General features: G+C 42.9%; 24 protein-coding genes and 1 pseudogene. 21 read left to right on the top strand and 4 right to left on the bottom strand.

The features are described 5' to 3' along the window. The first annotated feature begins 108 nt into the window (after positions 1 to 108). The 7 genes from CHF41_RS04255 to CHF41_RS04285 all read left to right on the top strand — a co-directional run bounded on the left by CHF41_RS04255 (position 109) and on the right by CHF41_RS04285 (position 6,270). Positions 109 to 1,242, top strand: a complete 1,134-nt coding sequence (locus CHF41_RS04255) for an AI-2E family transporter (protein ID WP_119876137.1) — start codon at positions 109 to 111, stop codon at positions 1,240 to 1,242. A gap of 99 nt (positions 1,243 to 1,341) precedes the next feature. Then, on the top strand, positions 1,342 to 1,809 hold the full coding sequence (gene nrdR / locus CHF41_RS04260; protein ID WP_119876138.1) for a transcriptional regulator NrdR: 468 nt from the start codon (positions 1,342 to 1,344) through the stop codon (positions 1,807 to 1,809). 8 nt (positions 1,810 to 1,817) lie between these two features. Then, complete coding sequence (locus tag CHF41_RS04265; RefSeq protein ID WP_119876139.1) at positions 1,818 to 2,966, top strand: replication initiation and membrane attachment family protein; 1,149 nt, start codon at positions 1,818 to 1,820, stop codon at positions 2,964 to 2,966. Beyond that, positions 2,967 to 3,866 carry a primosomal protein DnaI gene (gene dnaI, locus CHF41_RS04270; protein WP_119876140.1) on the top strand — a complete coding sequence of 300 codons (900 nt, stop codon included), beginning with the start codon at positions 2,967 to 2,969 and terminating at the stop codon, positions 3,864 to 3,866. It begins immediately after the preceding gene. Further along, positions 3,863 to 4,576, top strand: coding sequence for an NADPH-dependent oxidoreductase (locus tag CHF41_RS04275; RefSeq protein WP_119876141.1), 714 nt, complete (start codon positions 3,863 to 3,865; stop codon positions 4,574 to 4,576). The genes dnaI and CHF41_RS04275 overlap by 4 nt, the downstream gene beginning before the upstream one ends. 13 nt (positions 4,577 to 4,589) lie before the next feature. Then, on the top strand, positions 4,590 to 5,900 hold the full coding sequence (gene der, locus CHF41_RS04280; protein WP_119876142.1) for a ribosome biogenesis GTPase Der: 1,311 nt from the start codon (positions 4,590 to 4,592) through the stop codon (positions 5,898 to 5,900). A gap of 19 nt (positions 5,901 to 5,919) precedes the next feature. After that, entirely contained in the window at positions 5,920 to 6,270 is a 351-nt protein-coding gene (locus CHF41_RS04285; protein ID WP_119876143.1) for a hypothetical protein, read from the top strand. A 217-nt stretch (positions 6,271 to 6,487) separates the two neighbouring features. Here CHF41_RS04285 and CHF41_RS10070 read toward each other — a convergent pair whose 3' ends face one another. Beyond that, a complete protein-coding gene (locus CHF41_RS10070) occupies positions 6,488 to 6,706 on the bottom strand; it encodes a hypothetical protein (protein WP_162911914.1) in 219 nt (72 codons plus the stop codon). Positions 6,707 to 6,949: 243 nt separating this feature from the next. Between CHF41_RS10070 and CHF41_RS04290 the strand changes: the two genes are divergently transcribed. The 7 genes and pseudogenes from CHF41_RS04290 to tnpA all read left to right on the top strand — a co-directional run bounded on the left by CHF41_RS04290 (position 6,950) and on the right by tnpA (position 15,739). Next, positions 6,950 to 10,039, top strand: coding sequence for a pilus expression-regulating Snf2 family helicase (locus tag CHF41_RS04290; RefSeq protein ID WP_119876144.1), 3,090 nt, complete (start codon positions 6,950 to 6,952; stop codon positions 10,037 to 10,039). Positions 10,040 to 10,295: 256 nt separating this feature from the next. Then, complete coding sequence (gene zapJ / locus CHF41_RS04295) at positions 10,296 to 10,970, top strand: divisome accessory protein ZapJ (RefSeq protein WP_119876145.1); 675 nt, start codon at positions 10,296 to 10,298, stop codon at positions 10,968 to 10,970. Continuing rightward, the gene (murC, locus tag CHF41_RS04300; protein WP_119876146.1) at positions 10,967 to 12,298 is read left to right on the top strand and encodes a UDP-N-acetylmuramate--L-alanine ligase; all 1,332 of its coding nucleotides are present in this window, start codon (positions 10,967 to 10,969) and stop codon (positions 12,296 to 12,298) included. The genes zapJ and murC overlap by 4 nt, the downstream gene beginning before the upstream one ends. A 55-nt stretch (positions 12,299 to 12,353) precedes the next feature. Beyond that, entirely contained in the window at positions 12,354 to 12,839 is a 486-nt protein-coding gene (locus tag CHF41_RS04305; RefSeq protein ID WP_119876147.1) for a GNAT family N-acetyltransferase, read from the top strand. A 73-nt stretch (positions 12,840 to 12,912) separates the two neighbouring features. After that, positions 12,913 to 14,352, top strand: coding sequence for an endolytic transglycosylase MltG (mltG, locus tag CHF41_RS04310; protein WP_119876148.1), 1,440 nt, complete (start codon positions 12,913 to 12,915; stop codon positions 14,350 to 14,352). A gap of 87 nt (positions 14,353 to 14,439) precedes the next feature. Next, on the top strand, positions 14,440 to 14,922 hold the full coding sequence (greA, locus tag CHF41_RS04315) for a transcription elongation factor GreA (RefSeq protein WP_119876149.1): 483 nt from the start codon (positions 14,440 to 14,442) through the stop codon (positions 14,920 to 14,922). 370 nt (positions 14,923 to 15,292) lie between these two features. Beyond that, positions 15,293 to 15,739: pseudogene (tnpA, locus tag CHF41_RS04320) on the top strand (IS200/IS605 family transposase). Between the two features lie 142 nt (positions 15,740 to 15,881). On the opposite strand, the gene yidC reads toward tnpA, so the two are convergent. Both yidC and CHF41_RS04330 read right to left on the bottom strand, forming a co-directional pair. Then, complete coding sequence (gene yidC / locus CHF41_RS04325) at positions 15,882 to 16,802, bottom strand: membrane protein insertase YidC (protein WP_119876150.1); 921 nt, start codon at positions 16,800 to 16,802, stop codon at positions 15,882 to 15,884. Between the two features lie 65 nt (positions 16,803 to 16,867). Beyond that, entirely contained in the window at positions 16,868 to 17,152 is a 285-nt protein-coding gene (locus tag CHF41_RS04330) for an acylphosphatase (protein ID WP_119876151.1), read from the bottom strand. Between the two features lie 71 nt (positions 17,153 to 17,223). On the opposite strand from CHF41_RS04330, the gene CHF41_RS04335 reads away from it, so the two are divergent. From CHF41_RS04335 to CHF41_RS10075, 5 genes are all read left to right on the top strand, one after another. Then, positions 17,224 to 17,964 carry a TrmH family RNA methyltransferase gene (locus CHF41_RS04335; protein WP_119877129.1) on the top strand — a complete coding sequence of 247 codons (741 nt, stop codon included), beginning with the start codon at positions 17,224 to 17,226 and terminating at the stop codon, positions 17,962 to 17,964. 45 nt (positions 17,965 to 18,009) lie between these two features. Further along, positions 18,010 to 18,489, top strand: coding sequence for an HDIG domain-containing metalloprotein (locus CHF41_RS04340; RefSeq protein WP_119876152.1), 480 nt, complete (start codon positions 18,010 to 18,012; stop codon positions 18,487 to 18,489). Between the two features lie 29 nt (positions 18,490 to 18,518). Continuing rightward, positions 18,519 to 19,214 (top strand): Bax inhibitor-1/YccA family protein, encoded by a 696-nt coding sequence (locus CHF41_RS04345; RefSeq protein WP_119876153.1) that lies wholly within the window; start codon positions 18,519 to 18,521, stop codon positions 19,212 to 19,214. A 288-nt stretch (positions 19,215 to 19,502) separates the two neighbouring features. After that, the gene (locus CHF41_RS04350) at positions 19,503 to 20,159 is read left to right on the top strand and encodes a CBS domain-containing protein (RefSeq protein WP_119876154.1); all 657 of its coding nucleotides are present in this window, start codon (positions 19,503 to 19,505) and stop codon (positions 20,157 to 20,159) included. A gap of 186 nt (positions 20,160 to 20,345) precedes the next feature. After that, positions 20,346 to 20,654: a hypothetical protein gene (locus tag CHF41_RS10075; RefSeq protein ID WP_162911915.1), complete on the top strand. Its 309-nt coding sequence runs from the start codon at positions 20,346 to 20,348 to the stop codon at positions 20,652 to 20,654. Positions 20,655 to 20,952: 298 nt separating this feature from the next. On the opposite strand, the gene CHF41_RS04360 is transcribed toward CHF41_RS10075, so the two are convergent. Beyond that, the gene (locus tag CHF41_RS04360) at positions 20,953 to 21,816 is read right to left on the bottom strand and encodes a YitT family protein (protein ID WP_119876156.1); all 864 of its coding nucleotides are present in this window, start codon (positions 21,814 to 21,816) and stop codon (positions 20,953 to 20,955) included. 168 nt (positions 21,817 to 21,984) lie between these two features. On the opposite strand from CHF41_RS04360, the gene tmk reads away from it, so the two are divergent. Then, positions 21,985 to 22,617 carry a dTMP kinase gene (tmk, locus tag CHF41_RS04365; RefSeq protein ID WP_119876157.1) on the top strand — a complete coding sequence of 211 codons (633 nt, stop codon included), beginning with the start codon at positions 21,985 to 21,987 and terminating at the stop codon, positions 22,615 to 22,617. Between the two features lie 3 nt (positions 22,618 to 22,620). Next, the gene (locus CHF41_RS04370) at positions 22,621 to 23,526 is read left to right on the top strand and encodes a DNA polymerase III subunit delta' (RefSeq protein ID WP_119876158.1); all 906 of its coding nucleotides are present in this window, start codon (positions 22,621 to 22,623) and stop codon (positions 23,524 to 23,526) included. The last annotated feature ends 1 nt before the right edge of the window (position 23,527 follow it).

The raw sequence follows: 23,527 nt of genomic DNA on the forward strand, positions 1-23,527 counted from the left end.
AAATACAATCGTTCATCAGGTATAGCGACTTCTTTGGCAAGCATTTTCTGACTTTTTCTCCAAATTATGCTATCATAGGACAAATAAGGATGAAAAGGAGATGGACAGATGCAGAAGAGTTCATTTAAAGAAAAACTCCTCTTGATTAGTTTTGCGGCCTTGGTCTTACTTGCGGTGTTGAATTATTCAGATATTTATAGTACAGTTAAGGTCTTGTTATCCAGTATGAATGCCTTGTTTATCGGGGCGATTTTTGCCTTTATCTTAAATGTTCCGATGAAGAAGTTGGAAGATTTGATTGAAAAGGTGTCCTTTTTACGTAAGAGCAAGCGTTCCTTGGCGATTTTCGGTGTCTTGATTGCCTTTGCCTTGATTGTGACGGGAGTGGTAGTGATTATCCTGCCGACCTTGGTCTCAACGGTATCTGAGTTGGTATCGGTGACCAATCAAGCCTTTCCAAAGTTGATTCGGACCTTGCAGGATAGTGGCTTCTTGTCTAGTAAATTAGGCAGTCGCTTGAACAGTTATGTGAGCCAGTTTACAGATTGGTCGAAGTTGTCAAGTTTTGCGACAGCTTTTCTCGCAGGCTTAGCCACTAATGTGACAGGTATTTTTTCAAATGTTTTGACCTTGGTCATGGCCTTCTTTTTCACCTTGAGCATTCTTGGGAGCAAGGAGCATTTGCAGAGCATGACAGGTCAACTCCTTCATGCGGCTTTTCCCGAAAAAGTGGTGCGCACCATTAGCTATATCGGCGAGGTGATTATTGAAACCTACGATCGTTTCTTGATGAGTCAGATTGTAGAAGCAGTCATCATCGGAGTGTTAGTCTTTGTCAGCTACTCACTCTTTTCGATTCCGTATGCGGGAATGGCAGGGATTTTGTCAGGTGTCCTATCATTTGTGCCTTACATTGGTCCATTTTCGGCCTGTTTCATCAGTGCCCTCTTTATCTCAGTGCAAAATCCTTGGTTGGCTCTCTGGTCCATTGTCCTCTTCCAAGTTATCCAATTGATTGAAGGAAATGTCATCTACCCTCGTGTAGTGGGACAGTCTGTTGGTCTGCCAACGCTTTTCACCTTGGCTGCTGCTTTAATTGGTGGGAATTTATTTGGCTTGCTGGGCATGGTCTTCTTTACCCCCATTTTTGCGGTCATTTATCGCTTGGTGCGGGAATGGACTTACGCACGGCTTGAAAAGAAACAGAAGTTGAAAAACGATACTTACCAAGAGCAGGACTAGTTCTGCTCTTTTCTTTTGCGTTGCTCCAATCACGCTCCCTTTTATTATCCTGTGAAATATGATACAATGAAGTGATTATGATAGAATGGGAGAAGTAGCATGCGTTGCCCAAAATGTACCAGTATAAAATCAAGTGTAGTCGATAGTCGTCAGGCTGAAGACGGAAATACCATTCGCAGAAGAAGAGAGTGTGAAAACTGTGGTCATCGCTTTACCACTTATGAACGTGTGGAAGAAAAAACCTTGGTGGTCGTGAAAAAAGATGGCACTCGTGAACAGTTTTCTCGTGAGAAAATTTTCAACGGAATCATTCGTTCTGCCCAGAAACGCCCAGTATCTAGTAATGAGATTGAAGAAGTGGTCAATCGAATTGAGCAAAAGGTTCGGGCCCATAGCGATAGCGAGGTCGAAAGTGACTTGATTGGTAATTTGGTCATGGAAGAATTGGTCGAACTAGACGAGATTACCTATGTCCGCTTTGCCTCTGTCTATCGTTCCTTTAAAGACGTGGGCGAATTGGAAAACTTGCTCAAGCAAATCACCAAGGGAAGCAAGACCAGAAGATAGGATAGCACATGAAACCAAACGATTTCTATTCTTACATGAGAAAGAATGCCCTTAGCCCCAACTGGCTCAGCTTTATTCTCTGTTACCAACCGATTATTGGACAAGATGCAGCTGCGGTCTATCAATTCTTGTGGGCTGGCTATGACCATGGTGTGGGGCAGTATGCCCTTAGCCGTATTTTGAATCATGTCAATATGGGCATGGGGCGCTTGGAACAGGCGCTTGATGTACTCGGTGCTATGGGGTTGCTTGCGATTTATCAAAAGGACGAAAAAATCGTCTTTCGCTTGGCAGAACCCTTGTCAAAAGAGGATTTTTTGGGCACTCCCTTGTATCAAAAACTGTTGACCAAGAAAATTGGAGAACCAGCAGTTGAGGAATGGACCGATGCAAAACCAATATCAGACACCGAAGTGACCAAGAAATTTTCAGATGTCTTTACTAGCCTAGGTGACGTTCCGCTTGCTCCTCTTGCTGTACAGAGTTTTGATTTGCAAGCCTTTCAGACCATGATGGCACGTGACCGCTTGCGTTTCCAAAATGAGACAGACGATGTCATTGCTCTTTATCACTTGGCAGAAAAAAATGGCTGGGATTGGATGCAGGCCTATAAGGTTGCAAAAGAGACAGCCAACGGTCAAGTGATTTTGGTCAAGCGCATGGAACAAAAGGTGGCAGCAAGACCTGTCGCCGCTAGTTTGACCAAGCAAGAGCAAGCCATTGTTCGGGAAAGCAAGTCCAAAACAGCACTCGAATTTTTAACCCTTTTAAAAGAAGCTCGCAAGGCGACTGTCACCATGTCAGAACGCAAGTGTTTGCAGCAGTTGGTGGATTTGGGCTTGCTTGATGAGGTGATCAATGTGATTGTCCTTTATACCTTCAACAAGGTAGACTCGGCCAATTTACAAGAAGCCTATGCTTTGAAATTGGGGAATGATTTTTCCTACAAGGAGATTCGAAGTGCAGAGCAAGCAGTTTATCACTTACGAGATAGCAAGGTAGTGAGCCGTAAGAAAGACAGCGGTCAAGCTAAGAAGAGCAATGTGCCTGAATGGAGCAAGCAAGAAGTCAAGACCGAGCAAACAGAAAAAGGTCAGGCAGAGCTGGCTGCTCTCTACCGTGAATTAGAAGCTATGGAAATGAAAGGAGAGGGATAGATGAAAGCTATAGAAAGCAAGGTACCACAAGGCGCTACATCAGGAAGAAAATCCTATCAAGAACTCTATCAGGAAATCATTCAAGATACGGAAGTAGCTGATTTTATCCGTCAGCACCAATTAACAGAAGAAGAAATTACCCGCTCTATTTCCAAGTTTTTTGAATATGTGACTGAGCGCAAGAAATTTCTCCATCAAGACGAATCCTACATCGCAGTGGGTTATCAGCCAGTCCTCATCATGAATGAGGGTTACGCCGATATCTCTTATTTAGAGACAGCTGAATTAATTGAGTACCGAAAGGAAGAAGCGATTAAAAATCGTATTCAGCTGATCAATCTTCCTGCGAATCTGAAAAATATTACGATTGCAGATGTTGATCGCAATGATGAGAATCGAGTTGAGGTCATAAAAGCTATGACTGAATTTGTCAAGCAGGCAGGTCAGGACAATAAGGGCTTGTACCTCTATGGCAATTTTGGGGTTGGAAAGAGTTATCTCATGGCCTTTTTAGCCAATCTCTTATCCAAGACCCACCAGATGTCAACTACCATGCTTCATTACCCAACCTTTGTTGTGGAAATTAAAAATGCCATTGGCGAAGGTCTAGTCAAGGAAAAAATTGATGCGATTAAGACGGCTCAAGTCCTGGTCTTAGATGATATTGGTGCAGAGCAACATAGCTCTTGGGTGCGCGATGATGTTTTACAGGTCATCTTGCAGCACCGCATGCAGGAAAAACTGCCGACCTTCTTTACGTCGAATTTTTCCTTTTCCGACTTGGAACGTCACTTTGCGGCGGGGCGTTCAGGTGATGAAACTTGGCAGGCTAAGCGGGTGATGGAACGTATTCGCTTCTTAGCCACTGAACTACAGTTAGGAGGAGTGAACCGTCGATGAATGAAACAATTGAGTTAATGCTCTCTCACAGCTCTGTTCGCAGATTTACCGAGGAGCCGATTGCAGATGCAGATTTGCAGGCGATTATTAGCGCAGGACGTGCAGCTTCGACTTGGAAGAATTTCCAGTCCTATTCGATTATTGTGGTGCGTTCAACAGAGAAAAAAGAAGCGTTACATGCCCTAACCCCGCAGCCTGCTATTTTACAGGCAGATACGATTTTGCTTTTTGTAGGAGACCACAACCGAGCGAGCAAGGCGGCTGAACTGCACCAAGCGCACTTTGATGCCAAGGGAACAGAAAATCTCTTGATTTCTTCTGTTGATGCTGCTTTAGCTGGGCAAAATGCTATGCTAGCAGCGGAGAGTCTGGGCTACGGTGGTGTCTTTATCGGTATGATTCGTCACGCAGCAAGAGAGATTGCCGAGCTCTTTTGCTTGCCAGACTACACCTATCCAATCTTTTGTATCGCCTTAGGCAGACCCAACCAGCATTTTCCAGTCAAGCCACGTCTGCCTTATGAAACCGTTGTTTTCAATGAAGAATACCAAGAGCAAGGTGTGGAGGCGATTGTCACTTACGACCAAATCCAATCGGATTATGCGGGAGCGAGACAGAAAGAAACGTGGTCTGAGCGTTTAGTTGCCCAATTTGGTCAGGCAGAATATCCAGAAACCAAAGCACTTTTGAAAGAAAAACAGTTACTATAGAAAAGGAGGAGCAATGGCTCTACCAACTATTGCCATCGTGGGGCGTCCCAACGTTGGAAAATCAACCTTATTTAATCGGATTGCGGGTGAGCGCATTTCAATCGTAGAAGATATAGAAGGTGTGACTCGTGACCGTATTTACGCAACTGCTGAATGGCTTAATCGTCATTTTAGCATCATTGATACAGGGGGGATTGATGATGTTGATGCGCCTTTTATGGAGCAAATCAAACATCAGGCAGAAATTGCCATGAGTGAGGCAGATGTCATCGTCTTTGTTGTATCTGGAAAAGAAGGGGTGACAGATGCAGATGAATATGTAGCTAAAATCCTTTATAAGACTAATAAACCGGTTATTTTAGCAGTTAACAAGGTCGATAACCCTGAAATGCGTAGCGACATTTATGATTTTTATGCCTTGGGCTTAGGAGATCCTTACCCAGTATCATCGGTTCACGGAATTGGGACAGGTGATGTGCTTGATGCCATTGTGGAAAATCTTCCAGCAGAGGTCGAAGAAGAAAATCCAGATATGATCAAGTTCAGCTTAATTGGGCGTCCAAATGTTGGGAAATCTAGTCTGATTAACGCTATTTTGGGAGAAGAGCGCGTGATTGCAAGTCCTGTTGCAGGTACGACTCGAGATGCGATTGATACAGTCTTTACGGATAGCGAAGGTCAAGAATTTACCATGATTGACACAGCCGGTATGCGCAAATCTGGCAAAATCTATGAGAATACGGAGAAATACTCTGTCATGCGTGCTATGCGTGCCATTGACCGCTCAGATGTCGTTCTCATGGTCTTAAATGCCGAAGAAGGCATTCGTGAGTATGACAAACGGATTGCAGGTTTTGCCCATGAAGCAGGAAAAGGGATGATTATTGTTGTCAACAAATGGGACACCCTTGAAAAAGATAATAAGACCATGCAGAATTGGGAAGCAGACATCAGAGATCAGTTCCAGTATCTCTCTTATGCACCGATTATCTTTGTGTCAGCTCTGACCAAACAACGTTTGCATAAATTGCCTGTCATGATTAAGCAGATTAGCGAAAGCCAGCAAACACGGATTCCATCTGCAGTTTTAAACGATGTGATTATGGATGCGATTGCCATCAACCCAACGCCGACTGACAAAGGCAAACGCCTCAAGATTTTCTATGCGACCCAAGTGGCGACCAAGCCACCGACTTTTGTCATCTTTGTTAACGAGGAAGAGCTCATGCATTTCTCTTACCTGCGTTTCCTTGAAAATCAAATCCGCAAGGCCTTCGTCTTTGAAGGCACACCAATTCACCTGATTGCTCGCAAGCGGAAGTAGGCTGCGAAAGGAGGAGGACATGGACGTATATCTTGGTTTTCTTGCCGTAAGTTATATTTTTGTAATGCTTGCCAAAAAGGCCTTGAGCTACAATGCGGCAGCGTATCCTCCCTTTTCATGGCGCTATTGGGCGAGCTTGCTTGCATATCTGTACCTAATATTAATGGCTGTACTGGTCTTAATTTTAGGCATTCATACAGGAACTGTCTTATGGATGAGTAGACAAGCTGTTCTCGTGTTGGTATTGGGCCTATATGTCTTTCTAATTGCTCTCTGTAGCTGGTTACTCATAATCTATAGTGAAAAACTAGTCAGAGATACACGCTATTATCGAGCGGTTGAGCGAGCGAAAAAGTCGGCTGAACACTGATAACAAGATTTCTAAAAAATAACCAAAACCGAGCTGGTTTCGATCAACTCGGTTTTTTATATGATGGATTGAGAAAGGAATAGGACAAGGCAAGGAGTTGCAGATAGAGCGGGCATTAATTGAGGATTACTCCATAATCCCTATTTCCAACCTTCAACAGTCCACTGAACTATTGAAGCAAAGCGACTTAACGATGTCCTAACCTTGATTCAAGTCGCTATAGATAGAGGATATCACCGTAACTACTAGGCTTGCTAAGGATTATCCAGCCTTCGGTGATGGCAAGAATAGAGGGAATGCCTGTCCGGTCTAGGAAGAGGTAGACTAGCCTTAACGCAATCAGCTTGCGGTAGAGTCTATGGGCGCTGATTGCGCCTGCAAAGAGAGCTAAGAAAAAATAGTAGAATTGGTTAATCAGAACTGTGCCAGCTATCACCTTGCTGTTTGTTCAGCCGATAAGAAAGAGGCAACAGGAGCTAAGTGCTAGAATCAAAACAATAAATGGATGAAAGAGCAATAGTGTCATGACGCCCTCCTTTTAAACTGTATCGCAGGTATTGCTATATTCGCTTTTTTTAGAATAAGCAAGTAGAATGAGGGAACGGTACAAAAGAAAACACCTCTTTTTCCGTATCTAAAAAAATATGCTATAATGAAGAGATAAGATAAAGGAGTATGTATGGGTCGATTGATGCCAGGGCGGATTCGTCAAGAGGGAATCTTGCTTTATGAAAGCGGACAAGTTGAAGTGAAACAGGTAGAAGATAGGCAGCTCTTTTTGACGATTGAAGAAGAGGATTTTTGCTACGCTTTAGAAGAAAGTAAGTTGTCTTGTAGTTGTGATACGTTTTCAAGCAAGGGTTACTGTAAACATTTAGCTGCGGCTGAATATTTTTTAAAAAATGATCCAGAAGGGAAGGTCTTAGAAGAGCAGCTTTCGGCTGATAAGGAAGAGCACGAGGAAACAGTGCGCAGGACCTATGCTGGTGGGTTATTTCTTGATAATCTGCTGGAGAGTACTCAGGAAGCCGATATCCATTACCGTTTGGCTGTGGAAGGGCAGATGATGCTCTTTGACCATAATATCGACTGGACTTTAAAAATTCAGCGCGGTGTTGATCCACGAAGCTACATCATCCGCGATATTGGTGCTTTTTTGCAAATTTTGAAAAAGGGTGGCTACTTTCAGATTGGCAAGCAGTATTATGAGCGGATTTCCTTTGAACAGTTTGATGTGGCCAGTCAGGATTTAGTGACCTTTTTGTGGCGGTTAATTCCTGACAAGAAGGTAGGCGATTTGGAGATTTTGGTCCATTATGGACGGCATCTGCGCTTGCCACTTGCTAATTTTGAAGAAGGGCTAGATGTCTTGACGCAGCTAGAATCCTTTGAGTTTCAATACGATATGAATACCTATACGGAGCTTCAATTGCTGGCCTTTGATGCTCAGGCAGAGCGCTATTTCTTTGAAGTTGTCGTTCACCAATACATGATCGAGTTGCGAGTAGAAGAGCGACCTTTTCGCGAACTCTTCAATGGTCGCTATCTATTAGTGGACAATCGTCTTTACTATCTGGACAGGAAGCAGGAGCAGATTATAGCTGCGCTCAAAGGGCTTGTTCCAAGTGAGAGCGGAGAAAAATCAGTCCAGTTTGACTTTCAAGATCAAGAACGCTTGGCACTTAGTTTGTTGGAGCTGGAATTGGTTGGAAACGTCAAGGCGCCGAAGCGCTTTGTTATTTCCGATTTCCGTCCTCGGTTTGACTTTTTTTTGAGAGCTGAAGGGGAGATTGAACTGCGTCTCACACTGGAATTTGACAAGATACAGGTAGCGAGTAGAGAAGCCTTACACCTTCTGCCGTTTTCGTATCATTTTCAGCATGTGGCGCAGGTAGAAGCGGTTATCCAAGAAGCGGGCTTTAGAGGAGACTTTATTGCGTATCATCCACCGCTAGCCCCTACAGACTGGTACAGATTTTTCAGTCAGACTCTTCCAAGATTTCAATCCTTGGGTCAGGTGCAGCTATCGAGTGAGCTAGAAAGTATGATGGTTGAGACGCAACCGACAATCAAGGTAGAGCCCCATGGCTCTCTGCTTGACATTTCCTTTGACTTTGCAGGGATTGCTGAGGACGAGATTGATCAGGCAGTGACGGCACTGCTTACGGATGCCACACATTTTACCAGCCAAACAGGAAAGGTCTTGGTCTTCGATGAGGAGACAAGGCGGCTGAGTCAGACCTTGCAGGACTTGCGGGCCCGCTACCAATCAGCAGGACATCTATCCCTTGACCGCATAGCTTCTTATCAACTGGCTCAGATCTGGGCTGGAAAAGACACAGTGCAATTCTCCAAGGAATTTCAACAGTTGGCCTATGATTTGGCTCATCCAGAATCGTTTGAGTTACCTAAATTGCAGGTGACGGCTTCCTTGCGTGACTATCAGCTTTTGGGCGTGAAATGGCTGTCCATGCTTGACTACCATGGTTTTGGTGGCATTTTAGCAGATGACATGGGGTTGGGAAAAACCTTACAGACCATTGCCTTTTTGAGCAGTCATTTAGAAAAAGATGCTAAGGTCTTGATTTTGGCGCCTTCTAGCTTGATTTACAATTGGCAAAGCGAGTGCCAGACTTTCGCACCTGAATTAGATGTGGCTGTGGCCTATGGAAACAAGGAGAAGCGGGAGGATCTGATTCTTGCAGGACACCAAATCATCATCACCAGCTACCACTCCTTTAGGCAGGATGTAGAGCTCTATCAGCACCATCGCTATGATTACCTGATTTTGGATGAAGCACAAGTCATGAAAAATGCCCAAAGCAAGATTGCTCAGCTCTTGAGAGAATTTGAAGTGGGCAATTGCTTTGCCCTTTCGGGAACGCCAATAGAAAATCATCTGTCAGAATTATGGTCGATTTTTCAGATTGTTTTACCAGGATTGCTGCCAGGAAAGGCAGAATTTGCTAAGTTGTCCGCAGAAGAAGTTGCACGTGTCATCAAACCTTTTGTTTTACGCAGGAAAAAAGAAGATGTGCTACTAGAATTGCCTGATCTACTAGAAATCAATGTCTTAAATGAATTGACCGATGAGCAGAAGATTGTCTACTTGGCTCAATTGAAACAAATGCAGTCAAGCATTATAGACGCAAGCGATGCCGAAATTCAGCGCAAGAAAATGGAAATTCTCGCAGGCATTACCCGTCTCCGTCAAATTTGTGACACACCGAAACTCTTTATGCTAGACTACAAGGGAGAAAGTGGGAAGCTTGAGAGTTTGAGAGAATTACTGGTTCAGCTAAAAGAAGGGAACCACCGCATCTTAATCTTTTCTCAATTCCGCACAATGCTGGACATGATTGAGGAAGAGTTGGAAGTGCTAGGCTTGACCAGCTACAAGTTGACAGGGTCGACCCCCGCTAATCTCCGTCAGGAAATGACGACTGCCTTTAATGCAGGAAGCAGGGATGCCTTTCTGATTTCGCTTAAAGCAGGTGGCGTGGGACTCAATCTGACAGGGGCAGATAGCGTGATTCTAGTCGACCTCTGGTGGAATCCAGCCGTAGAAGCCCAGGCCATTAGCCGAGCACATCGTATGGGACAAACAGAGAAGGTTGAGTGCTACCGACTCATTACCCGTGGGACTATTGAGGAAAAGATTCAAGCTCTACAAGAAAGTAAAAAGCATTTGGTGACGACCGTTCTTGACGGTAATGAAAGCAGGGCCAGCATGACAGTCGATGACATCCGAGAGATTTTGAGTATTTAAGAACCTTATTTACAGCTCAGCAACTCTATTCAGAGCTTATTTTACGCTACTCATCATTGTCTTTTTTCGAAATAGGGTCAGTATTCCTTCAAAAAAACGCCTTGGTGATTGTAAAATAAAGAATTACTTCGCTTATGAAAACAGGTTCTAAGAGTCTCAAATCAGTTGTTAGAGGCCTTTGCCAGCTGGCTCTAAGGAAAAATGATAGTCAAAGTGCGTAAGGTGTGGTATAATAAACGTTTGAAAGGAAGAATGTATGGTGAGAATGCAGACAAGATTTCCCCTAGTAGCCGATGATGAGTTAATCGTGGGAGAAAATCCTGAAATGAGATTATATGATGAGGGGGACTTGATTAGTAATATCAAAGGTCCTTATCAGGATAGGGAATTTGGGCAAGAAGTAGCGAATCAGGCTGTTCCTCAATGTCAAGGGGAACGTGGGGCAGAAGAGGCCTTATTGCCACCGCTATTTAAAGCAACCCCGAGTCCGTATTCTCGAAAAGAACGCTACCAAAAGCCAACATCTTCTGTTTCTTCTGCTCCGCAAGTGAAAACACAAGGGCAGTTGGCACGAGAGACAGCGCGTGAAGATTTGAAGAAAAAACGTTCGGCCTCTTATCTTCACCAAGAAAAGCCACGCCATATTCTACAAGAAAAGCGTCAGGTGACTACCCCCTTGCTCAAAAAGCCAGTGCCTCACTTAACTGCCTTGGCCAATCGCTTACAACAGACAGACTATATTTTGGCGGACGTGCCAGCGGTTTATTCACTGCAAAAAGAAGACCGAGAGCAAGAACAAGCAGTCAAGAAAAATTCCTATGATTTTTTGAAGAAAAGTCAGGTCTACAATTACCCAGAGCGCAAGGTACAACGTGAGCGTCGTCTGGCACAAGAATTAAATCTAACACACATGGAAGAGGGATTGGAATGACAAAAACCTATCATTTTATCGGAATTAAGGGGTCAGGAATGAGTGCTCTGGCTTTAATGTTGCATCAAATGGGGCACAAGGTACAAGGAAGTGATGTTGAAAAGTACTATTTCACGCAACGTGGACTTGAACAAGCAGGGATTAAGATTCTCCCATTCAATGAAGAAAACATTACGACAGATGTCGAATTGATAGCAGGAAACGCTTTCCGTCCAGATAACAATGTCGAGATTGCCTATGCGGATGCAAATGGCTTTCCTTATAAACGCTACCATGAGTTTCTCGGGCAATTCATGCGTGATTTCACGAGTTTTGGTGTGGCAGGAGCGCATGGAAAAACATCGACAACCGGGCTTCTTGCGCACGTTATGCGCAATATCACGGATACCAGCTACTTGATTGGAGATGGAACAGGTCGTGGTTCGGAAAATGCTCAGTATTTTGTCTTTGAATCAGACGAATACGAGCGCCATTTCATGCCTTATCACCCAGAATATAGCATCATTACCAATATTGACTTTGATCACCCAGACTATTTTACTAGTTTAGAGGATGTCTTCCATGCCTTTGATGACTATGCCAAGCAGGTACAAAAGGGCTTGTTTGTCTATGGTGAAGATGAGCAACTCCGCCATATTACAGCAACTGCACCGATCTACTACTACGGTTTTAATGAGGACAATGACTTTGTAGCCTATGATTTGCAGCCGTCAACGACTGGTTCGCAGTTTAAGGTCCGCCATGACGGACAAGAATTAGGTCAGTTCCAAATTCCGACCTTTGGTCGTCACAATGTTCTTAATGCGACAGCAGTGATTGCAAATCTATTTGTTGCAGGATTTGATTTGAACTTGGTAGTAGAACACCTCAAATCATTTGAAGGCGTGAAGCGTCGCTTCACTGAAAAAATCGTCAATGACACGGTCATTATCGATGACTTTGCACATCATCCGACAGAAATTATTGCAACGATTGACGCTGCTCGTCAAAAATACCCAAGTAAAGAAATTGTAGCCATTTTTCAACCGCATACTTTTACGCGGACCATTGCCTTGTTAGATGAATTTTCCCTTGCCTTGAGTGAGGCGGACGCCGTCTACCTAGCGCCGATTTATGGCTCAGCCCGCGAGACAGACAATGGTCAGGTGAAAGTTGAGGATCTGGCGGCCAAAATTAGTAAAAAAGGTGGTATCGTATCGCTTGAAAATACCTCACCGCTCCTTGACCATGACAATGCAGTTTATGTCTTTATGGGAGCAGGAGACATTCAATCCTACGAATATTCATTTGAACGCTTACTTTCAAACTTATCCAATAACGTTCAGTAAGGAATACAGGAGACAGCGGATTTTCCACTGTCTCTGCTAATTTTAAGGAGAACACATGCAAATTCGACACGCACGATTCGCAGACCTTGAAGCGGTGAATCGTATTGAGCAAGACAATTTCAGCCAAGAAGAACAGATTGCTCAGGGAGTGCTGGCTTTTTATTTAGAACATGAGCAGAAGACTTGCCTGGTTATGGAAGACGCAGGGACGGTTGCAGGTTACATCTTGGCACTTCCGACAAAGCAAGCGACAGTTACGGATGACCTATTTGAAAGACTTGAGCAGACGGATGGTCCTCTACCATATCTAGCAATTGTCAGTCTATCCGTAGCGGATGCCTATAAGGGGCAGGGTATAGGGACTTTGCTACTTGCTGCAATCAAGGAAATGGCAGTCCAGGGAAACTATCAGGGCATCAGCCTAACCTGCAAGGATTATCTCCTGTCTTATTACGGCATGTATCAGTTTGAAGATTTGGGTGTTTCAGAATCTCAGTTCGGAGGTAAAATTTGGTACGATATGTATTGGAAATGTCCTTGACATAGTAACCCTGCTTGATTTTGTAACACTTTTAAGATATAATGGCTTGTAACTGTTTGAAAGGAGCTTTATTGTGACAAAAGATGCACGTGAAAAAGATGCGCAACCTTTGAGTTTTCGTGATAAGATTTTACGGGAATTAGAAGAGATAAAAGCAGCGTCTGCTTCAGAAAAAGCTGATTTTCTTTCTGACACTTCAGACCATCAATGGATGGAAGAGGATTTAACCGATACGGTTGCGCTTCATCGCCCATCATTGACTGAAACTGTTAGCGAAGACGAAGAATTATTAGAAGATACGATTATCTCGCCTGACATTAGTAGAATTTCTAGGGATATGCAACCTGACATGCGACAAAGACGAAACCGAAATCGGAAAACGCAAGACAATGTGGCCAAACAAATTGTCAAATTTGTGATGACAGCCGTTATCCTCTTGTTAGTGATAACAGGGATTTCCGTCTGTTTCTATATCAAATCAAGTTTAGAACCAGTCAATACGCGGGCAACGGAAATAGTTCAAGTAGAAATTCCAGAGGGTTCTTCTACAAAGGAGATTGCTCGAATTCTGGAAGGATACCACTTGATTAAAAATGCAACAGTTTTTAATTATTACGCAAAACTAAAAAGCTATAACAATTTTCAAAGTGGATTCTATAATTTAAACCAGTCTATGTCAGTAGATGAACTTGCAAAAGCCTTGCAAGAAAGTGGCACGCCGACAGCGCAAGAGCCAATTGCAGGAAAAGTTCTTGTCGTAGAAGGTCTGACAATCAAACAAATTGCTCGGGCAATTACAGATAATGTTCACACATCTGATAAGGAAGATAAAACCCCATTCACAGAAGAAGCCTTTCTTGAAACTGTTCAAAATGAGGACTTCATCAAGCGAATGGTAGCAGCCTATCCAAAATTATTGGGCAGTCTGCCTGCGGGAAATAGTGGTGTCAAATACCGTTTAGAAGGATATTTGTTCCCTGCGACCTACGAATATTCAAAAAACACAACGATTGAACAATTAATCGAGCAGATGCTTTCAGCTATGGATAGTCGTCTGCAGCCGTACTACAATCAATTAGCTGCAAAAGGCCTTAATGTCAACGAGCTTTTGACCTTGGCATCACTGGTTGAGAAAGAAGGTTCAACGGATGAAGATCGACGCAATATTGCGAGTGTATTTTTCAACCGTCTAAATCTAGGTATGCCACTCCAATCGAATATTGCGATTTTATATGCAATGGATAAGTTGGGTGAAAAGACGACCTTGAAAGAAGATACAACGATTGATACGACGATTAATTCCCCTTATAATATCTATGTCAACACTGGCTTGATGCCTGGTCCAGTCGATAGCCCAAGTCTCTCTGCAATTGAAGCAACCTTTGCTCCAAATAAAACAAACTATTATTACTTTGTAGCAGATGTTACGACAGGTGCGGTCTACTTTGCTGAAACAGGTGAAGAGCACAATCAAAACGTTGAAAAATATGTCAATAGCAAAGTAAGCAATTAGAGCAATAGCTCGGATAAAATTATGTGGTTTTCCGCATAATTTTGTTTTCATCACAGAATTTTAAATGTAAAGGAAGAAAAAAAGAACATGGCTGAAAAAACATATCCAATGACGATTGAAGAAAAGGAAAAATTGGAAAAAGAATTAGAAGAGTTAAAACTCGTGCGTCGTCCTGAAATTGTTGAGCGTATCAAGATTGCTCGCTCTTACGGAGACTTGTCTGAGAACTCTGAGTACGAAGCAGCAAAAGATGAACAAGCTTTTGTCGAAGGGCAAATTTCAATGATTGAGACCAAAATTCGTTACGCAGAGATTGTCAACAGTGATGCAGTAGCAGCAGATGAAGTCGCAATCGGTAAAACTGTGACCATTCAAGAAGTTGGTGAGACCGACGAAGAAGTCTACATGATCGTAGGAGCAGCAGGAGCTGATGCCTTTGCTAATAAAGTCTCAAATGAAAGTCCAATTGGTCAAGCCCTTATCGGCAAGAAAACAGGCGATATTGCTACTGTTCAGACACCTGTTGGTAGCTACGAAGTCAAGATTTTAAGCGTAGCAAAAACAAAATAATTATTGATAGAAGTGTCTTTCTGCTATTTTTATAGCCAGGAGACGTATTAATAGAATATAAGAAAACTCTATTTCCTAGCATGATGCTCCATTGAACGGCTCCCTGTCAAGTAGACAGTCAAATAATGAAAGATACTAAGCAACCTGATTCCTGAATTCCCAAGGAGTCAGGTTGTTTAGTTATGTGGCTTTAAGCCCGTCTCGCTCCGATAGGTGCGAGACAAATAAACTACCCGCTAAGCGGGTGCGCATCGACTGTTATACAAAAAACTCTCCAAACGCGATACAATAAAGGTGTTCAAGTCTACTGCAAAGCGAAAGGAGATACTAATATGGCACTCAGGAACATAGTTTATCGCACATAAAATGGATGTGTTCTATCACATTGTGTTTCCCCCTAAGTATAGACGAAAAATCATCGATAATCAATATAGAAGTAGTTTGGGAGAGATATTTCGCCGATTATGCAGTTATAAGGGGGTGGAAATTATAGAAGGACATCTGATGCCAGACCATGTTCACATGTTAGTGAGCATTCCACCACGAATAAGTGTATCCAGTTTCATGGGGTACTAAAAAGGGAAGAGTGCCTTAATAATGTTTTATAAACACGCCAATTTAAAATATAAATTTGGGAACTGCCATTTTTGGGCAGAGGGATATTACATGAGTAACGGTTGGTCTCAATGAAGCCACCACAAAGAAATATATCCAAGATTAAACAAATAATTTGGGAGATTATTTGTTCCGTGATATAGCACTGGATAAATTGAGTGTGAAAGAATATGAAGATCCCTTTAGGGATAGTGGCAAGTAGTACAACTGCCTCTTTGAGAGGCCAGTGACGAGTCGAGAGCAGTGAGGCTTGAACAAAGTGAAAGCCAGCGTCTTTAGGCGCTGGCTGGTGATGTGTGCCTATACCCCTTGTTCAAACCACCCGTTTGATGGGTGGTCATAGTTTACCGTGAACGTTGTTTACCAGCGTTGCGGTTTTTCTTTTTCGGTGATGAAGTAGTAATGGCACTATCCATCGTAGGGGTCACATCTTTGACGCGGGTACTTGTGCGGAGGGGTTTCGGTGGGTTTTGTTCAAACTCCTCTGCAATCTGCTTGCGAAGTTTTGGTTTGAGGAAGAAGTTGGTAATCACTTGTTGGATGATTCCGATAACTCCACCGACTACCCAGTAGAGAGTCACACCCGCAGGAGAGCTCCATGAGAAGAAGACAATCATAAGCGGGTTCATCAACATCATGGATTTCATTTGTTTCTTTTGTTCTTCTTCCATACCAACTTGCATGAGAAGGGACTGGAAGAAGTAGAGGACACCTGCTACAGCTGTCAGAATGATGCTTGACTTACCAAGAGAAATTCCCATAAAGCTAGCGTCCGCAATTCCTTCTGTATAGCGAGCAGCGTAAAAGAGAGCTGAGAAGAATGGCATTTGAATCAAAAGTGGTAGACATCCCATTCCACCAAACATGCTGACACCGTACTCTTTTTGAGTGGCAAAGAGTTCTTGTTGGGCAGCGAGCTGTTCTTCTTGTGAGCTTGCATTTTTCATCCGTTCTTGGATAGGACCAAGAATCGGTTTAAGATAATGCATTTTTTCAGATTGATAAGTTGCTTTCCAAGATTGGTAAATCCCAAGTGGCAAGATGAGTAAACGGACACAGATGGTCACAACGATGATGGCTACCCCAAATCCAAGTCCTTGGCTTTCGGCAAAGAACTGGATGACATTTCCCATTGGCTCAACGAGGAGTTTGTAGACCCAACCTTCCCCAGTTGGTACGCCATTTTTGGTTTGTACGCAACCAGATAAAAAGAAGAGCATAGACAAGATAAGCCCTGATAATAGAATACGATTTGATTTTTTCACGTTCTCATTTCCTTTTTTACATGATACACTCTATTTTACTTGTTTTGGAGAAAATATACAAGTCTTTAATGCCACTGTTTGACCTGAAAATCACTAAAGGTTTCAAAGTTTGCAAGGGTTACATCCAGATAGCTAACCTTGGCCATGCGTGATGGTCCTTTTCTGATTTCTTGAATAAACTGGCTGAGTTTGGCAGGGTTCTCAGACTGAGCGAGAATAGTGACGGTTCCGTCTTCGTTGTTCCAGACTCGGCCATAGATATCGCCGATTGCTACAGCCAGATATTGGACAGACCAGCGAAAGCCGACTCCCTGTACCCGACCAGAAGCAATCATTTTTACTTTTTGCATGTGTTTCTCCTTTTGACAAGACCTTTACTTTATTATATCATTGATGGTAATGAAAGAAAATGGGGAATCGTATGGAAGTTATTCGTTCCAAGTCCAATCGACTGATTAAGGAAACAAAAAAATTACACCAGAAGAAGTATCGTAAGCAGTCCTATTTGATTGAGGGCTGGCATTTATTTGAAGAAGCTTGTCAAGCCAAGGCTGACATTGAGCAGGTCTTTGTCCTAGAAGAATATGTGGATAGGGTAGTAGGAGATGTTCCTGTGACAGTGGTTAGTCCAGAGATTTTGCAGGAGTTGGCAGACAGCCAAACCCCGCAGGGCATTGTCGCGCAGCTAGCCCTACCAGAGGCTTTTCTGTTAAAGGAATTTACGGGCAAATATCTCGTCTTAGAAGATGTTCAGGATCCAGGCAATGTCGGAACCATGATTCGGACGGCAGATGCCGCAGGTTATGATGCGGTTTTTATTTCAGACAAGACTGCTGATATCTACAGTCTTAAAACCCTACGTTCTATGCAGGGCAGTCATTTTCACTTACCAGTTTATCGAGTGGGGATGGATGAGTTGCTTGCTCAGTTCAAAGCTCAAGGGATCCGTATCTTAGCAACCACCTTGTCAAGCACTTCTATAGACTACAGGACGGTTGAGGTACCAGCATCATTTGCCATTATCATGGGGAATGAAGGGCAGGGTATTTCTCAAATGGTAGAAGCAGCAGCAGACGACTTGGTCCACATTTCTATGCCGGGTCAAGCAGAGAGTTTGAATGTTGCGGTTGCTGCAGGCATTCTCCTCTTTAGCTTCATTTAAGTTAGAAGTTATAAACTATGGTATAATAGAAAACGAGGTGATTGAATGGCAGTTTACACAGAAGATGAAGAGTACATGGCTTATGTTGGGCATTTGATTGAAAAGCCTAAGGTGCAAAAACTTAGCGCAATCCCTCATCATTATTATTCGACCCGTTTGGAGCACTCGATTAACGTGTCTTATACCAGCTACAAAATTGCAAAGAAATTGGGCTGGGATGCTAAGTTAACGGCTCGTGGTGGTCTCTTGCACGATTTGTTTTATTACGATTGGCGTGAGACCAAGTTTAAAAAGAGCCATGCCTGGATTCATCCACGAATTGCTAAGCGCAATGCTGAGAAGTTAACCGTGCTTAACAAGGTCGAAGAAGATATTATTATCAAACATATGTTCGGTGCGACCATTGCGCCACCGCGCTATAAAGAAGCGTGGATTGTGACTTGTGTCGATAAGTATTGGGCGGTGAAAGAAGCAACACTGCCTTTGCAAAAAATGTGGAGACAGCGCAGTTTTCATGTGCATTAAATCGTTAGTCATTAGAGGAGGATTAGGATATGAATCAAGAACCTTATATTATCAATCAAGTGGATCATACCGCTTTGAATCGTTTCTTTGGTAAAATTTATGGCTTTGTGGCAGCAGGAATTGGACTTTCTGCCTTGGTAGCCTATCTGTCATTGACCACTTTTTGGGAAATGACGCGTAGTCTCTTGCTAGGAGGCTCCTTTGCTATCTGGTTTATCATGCTAGTTGAAATCGGACTTGTCTTTGCGGCTTCTCGTATGGCAGCGAAAAATAGTCCTCTAGCTTTGCCCATGTTTCTAGCCTATTCGGTCATGAATGGCTTTACGCTCGGTATCGTGCTATTAGCCTATACAGGTGAGACAGTACTAACAGCCTTTTTGACAGCTGCTCTGATGTTTGTTGTGATGGCCGTGATTGGTCTGACCACTAAGAAAAATCTCTCAGCGATGGGGCAAGCTCTCTATGCAGCCTTGATTGGAGTCATCATAGCAAGTGCGGTCAATCTCTTTCTTGATAGCTCTGGCATGAGTTTTGTTCTTTCCATTCTTTCCGTCTTGATTTTCTCAGGCTTGATTGCCTATGATAACCAACGGATTCGCTACGTTTTTGAAGCAACCAATGGAGAAGTTGGTCAAGGTTGGGTTGTTTCAATGGCCTTATCCCTTTATCTTGACTTTGTTAATCTCTTCTTGAATCTGTTACGACTCCTTGGTTCGAGAGATTAAGAAGAAAATCAAATAGGTATATGTAGAGTAGAGAAGATTGCTAGAAGCGGTCTTCTTTTTGTATGAGGGAGTGTAGCAAACTGGACATACTGTCTGTTTGACTAAGTGGAGTTGGGATAAAAATTGCTTAAATATGCAACTAAGTACCTAAGAAATAAATCTTTCAATTTCTTAATGCTATTCTCTTTACTCTAGTAAAGAAAAATTTCACTTTTTTTCAATAAAAATTGAAATCGTTTTCTGATTTGTGGTATACTATAGCTATAGAAGAGACTAGGAGGATTGCACATGGCAGTTAAAGATTTTATGACGCGAAAGGTTGTCTATATTTCACCTGATACGACGATTGCACATGCCGCTGAATTGATGCGTGAACAGGCGATTCACCGTTTACCTGTTATTGAAAATGATCGATTGGTTGGTCTGGTGACAGAGGGTACGATTGCAGAAGCAAGCCCGTCAAAGGCGACTAGTCTATCAATTTATGAGATGAATTACCTCTTGAACAAGACCAAGGTGCGCGATGTGATGATTCGTGATGTAATTACTGTGTCGAAATTTGCCAGCTTAGAAGATGCCGTTTACTTGATGTATAAAAATAAGGTCGGTATTTTGCCTGTCGTGGACAACGATCAAATGGCAGGGGTCATTACAGACCGCGATGTTTTCGCAGCTTTCCTACATGTGTCTGGTTATGGAGAAGCAGGTGTGCGCGTGCGTTTCTTGGTAGAAAATAAGGCAGGCGAGCTGGAAAAGATTATCAGATTGATTTCAGAAAAAGGCTACAATATTGTCAGCACTGTTCAGATTGCGGATAAGTCAGGCAGTGTGGTCATTGAAGTACAGATTGAAGGCAAGGTCGACAGTCAGCAGTTAGCAGACACATTTGAACAGGCCAATATCAAAGTGGATAGCATGGTACCAACTGAAACGAAGAAAATATAATACTCGTCAAAGGGTAAATTCTAACGTTGCTAACTCATCTTGCTTCAACAGTCCAGTGGACTGTTGAAGGTTGGAAATATGGCTTATGTCATAATCCACAGCAAGTCCAGTGGACTGTTGAAGGTTGGAAATGTGGATTATGTCATAATCCACAGCAAGTCCAGTGGACTGTTGAAGGTTGGAAATATGGCTTATGTCATAATCCACAGCAAGTCCAGTGGACTGTTGAAGGTTGGAAATATGGCTTATGTCATAATCCGCAGCAGCAAGTCCAGTGGACTGTTGAAGGTTGGAAATATGGCTTATGTCATAATCCACAGCAGTAAGTCCAGTGGACTGTTGAAGGTTGGAAATATGGCTTATGTCATAATCCACAGCAGCAAGTCCAGTGGACTGTTGAAGGTTGGAAATATGGATTATGTCATAATCCACAGCAGTAAGTCCAGTGGACTGTTGAAGGTTGGAAATATGGCTTATGTCATAATTTGCAGCTAACACTAGGTCGAATTTTCACCCATCCACCCTTCTCAATGATGAGAGCAAGTTAGATGTTGATTTTTATAGAGTGTAAGAGGCTGAGACAAAAGTGTCCCAGCCTCGCTTCTTGTATCGATTTAACAGCTTGACGTATATCAATAGTCAAGGGAGTGGCTATTGATACCTGAGCCTAGAAATGAGAAAGTGAAATTGACAAAATCGATTTCTACGAAATAATGATTTTTATACGTAATCTTCCAGATTATATTCTTTTGTGGGTGAGTGCGACGCGCTCATCATGGGTTGTCTCACTTCCTTATTTTTCAAACGGTTGTTTGTTGCTATCTAGCGTAAATCCTTCGCCCAAGACTTCGTGGGCATCGGTGATGGTGATGAAGGCGTGAGGATCGATGCGGTGAATTAACTCTTTCATTTCCTGTAACTGGCTCTTGTAGATGACAGAGTAGACCAGATCGATTTCTTTTCTGCTATAGAAACCTTGTGCCTTAATGAGGGTGATGCCCCGTTCGATATTTTCATCAATAGCCTGCGCTAGTTCGTGTGATTTTTCAGAGACAATCATGACGCCCTTGCTGCCATAGTTTCCGTCGCTGATGAAATCAATTACGCGAGAGACAATGGTAACCATGATGAGGGTATATAGAACATTGCGGATGTCATGAAAGACCAAGATGGTCAGAGTCAGCACCAGTACATCAATGGCCAGAATGATTTGACCGATCGTAAAAGAGGTATACTTATGTCCAATTCGAGCGAGAATATCGCTTCCACCGGTTGTGCCACCAGCCTTGAAAATAATTCCGAGTCCGGCTCCCATGAGGATTCCTCCGAGAATAGAAACAAGCATTAGGTCTCCTTCGAGTGGAATATTCAAAGGAACATGTGCGAAAAGAGCCAACCAAGCAGTTACACCGACTGTACCTACAATACTATAGTATAGGGTACGTTTGCCCAAAATTTTCCAGCCAAGGATAAACAAAGGAATGTTGATGAGGATATTCATGATCCAGGGTTGAATGCGAAAGAGATAGTAGATAATCAGGTTAATCCCTGTTGCGCCTCCTTCATAGAGATGATTTGGGATAATCAAATAATTGAGCCCAAAAGAAAAAAGCCCAGCTCCTAGTAGAATAAAAAAGAGATTTTTAAATCGCAGCATTCTCCTGCTCCTTTTCGGTTTGTCTACTTTCATTCTAACAAATTCAAAGCGGATACACAAGATAAATAAAAAGTGCTTTTTCTTCTCTTTTTTGGTAAAATAAGAGGAAATACAAACTGAACGGCTATATCAGATAGTAATGAATATCGAAAAATACAGGGGATTCACATGACACAGGGCATATTTATCACATTGGAAGGTCCAGACGGTGCAGGCAAGACTACGGTTCTACAAGAATTAGTACCGCGTTTAAAAGCACTAGGAAAGCAGGTCACAACGACCCGCGAGCCAGGAGGCGTTGAGATTGCAGAGGACATTCGCTCGGTTATCTTAAATCCTCAAAACACAGCCATGGATGATAAAACGGAGTTGTTGCTGTATATTGCAGCACGACGTCAGCACTTGAAGGAGCGGATTTTACCAGCCTTAGAAAGTGGCGAGCTACTCTTGGTTGACCGCTTTATCGACTCTTCGGTTGCCTATCAAGGTTTTGGTAGGGGATTGGATATTGCAGCTATTAATTGGCTCAACCACTATGCGACAGATGGGCTAAAACCAGATTTGACCCTCTATTTTGATATTGATGTGGAAGAAGGCTTGGCGCGGATTGCTCGCAATGCAAATCGGGATGTTGATAGGCTTGATATGGAGGCTTTGGACATGCATGAACGTGTGCGAACAGGCTATCTGGCGATTTTAGATAAGGAAGCAGATCGTGTCATAAAGATTGATGCTTCAAAGTCCGTGGAGGAAGTGGTAGAGGCAGCTTTTACTGTTATCTATGACCGCTTTTTTAAGTAATAGATGAAAAAAGAAGAATTACAAGGTTTGCAACCCCAAATTTACCAGGCTTTTCAGACCGTTTTGCAGCAAGGTCGCATGGCGCATGCCTATCTTTTTTCAGGCGATTTTGCTAGTTTTGAAATGGCCATTTTTCTCAGTCAAGCGATTTTTTGTGAAGATAAGGTAAGAGAAATTCCTTGTGGGCAGTGTCGCTCCTGTCGTTTGATTGAACAGGGAGAATTTACTGATGTGACCGTGGTTAGTCCCCAGGGCAATACGATTAAGACCGAGACTATTCGCGATTTGGTTAAGCAATTTTCCCAGTCAGGCTTTGAGTCAAACCAGCAGGTCTTTATCATTCGGGATGCAGAGAAGATGCACCCTAATGCGGCTAATTCTCTTCTAAAAGTCATCGAAGAACCTCAGAGTGATATTCGGGTTTTTCTCTTGACTAATCAGGAACATGCCGTTTTAGCCACCATTAAAAGCCGAGTTCAGATTGTGGCTTTCCCAAAAAATCTGCCTATTTTAGAGCGAATATTAGAAGAAGAAGGTTTATTGAAAACGCAGGCGCAGCTGATTGCTAGACTCGTCGCAAATATCGAAGAAGCCAAGCAATTGGCAAGCCAAAAATCCTTTTTGGACCTAATAATGGTCGTAAAAAAGTGGCTCGATATCCTCTTGAAACAGCCCAACAAGGCTTATGTACAGGTAGGAAACTTGGTGCGCCTTGCCCCAGAAAAATTAGACCAAGCACGCTTGTTTGAGTTGCTGACACTCTTATTAGCAGACCAGATGACAGAGTCTAGGGTCTTGACTTATTTGGAGAATTTACAGCTGGCACGCCAGCAATGGCAGAGCAATGTTAGTCTACAAAATGCTTTAGAATACTGGCTGTTATCAACAGAAAAACAAGTGAAAGGATAGA

The organism is Streptococcus respiraculi (assembly GCF_003595525.1).
Lineage (GTDB): Bacteria > Bacillota > Bacilli > Lactobacillales > Streptococcaceae > Streptococcus > Streptococcus respiraculi.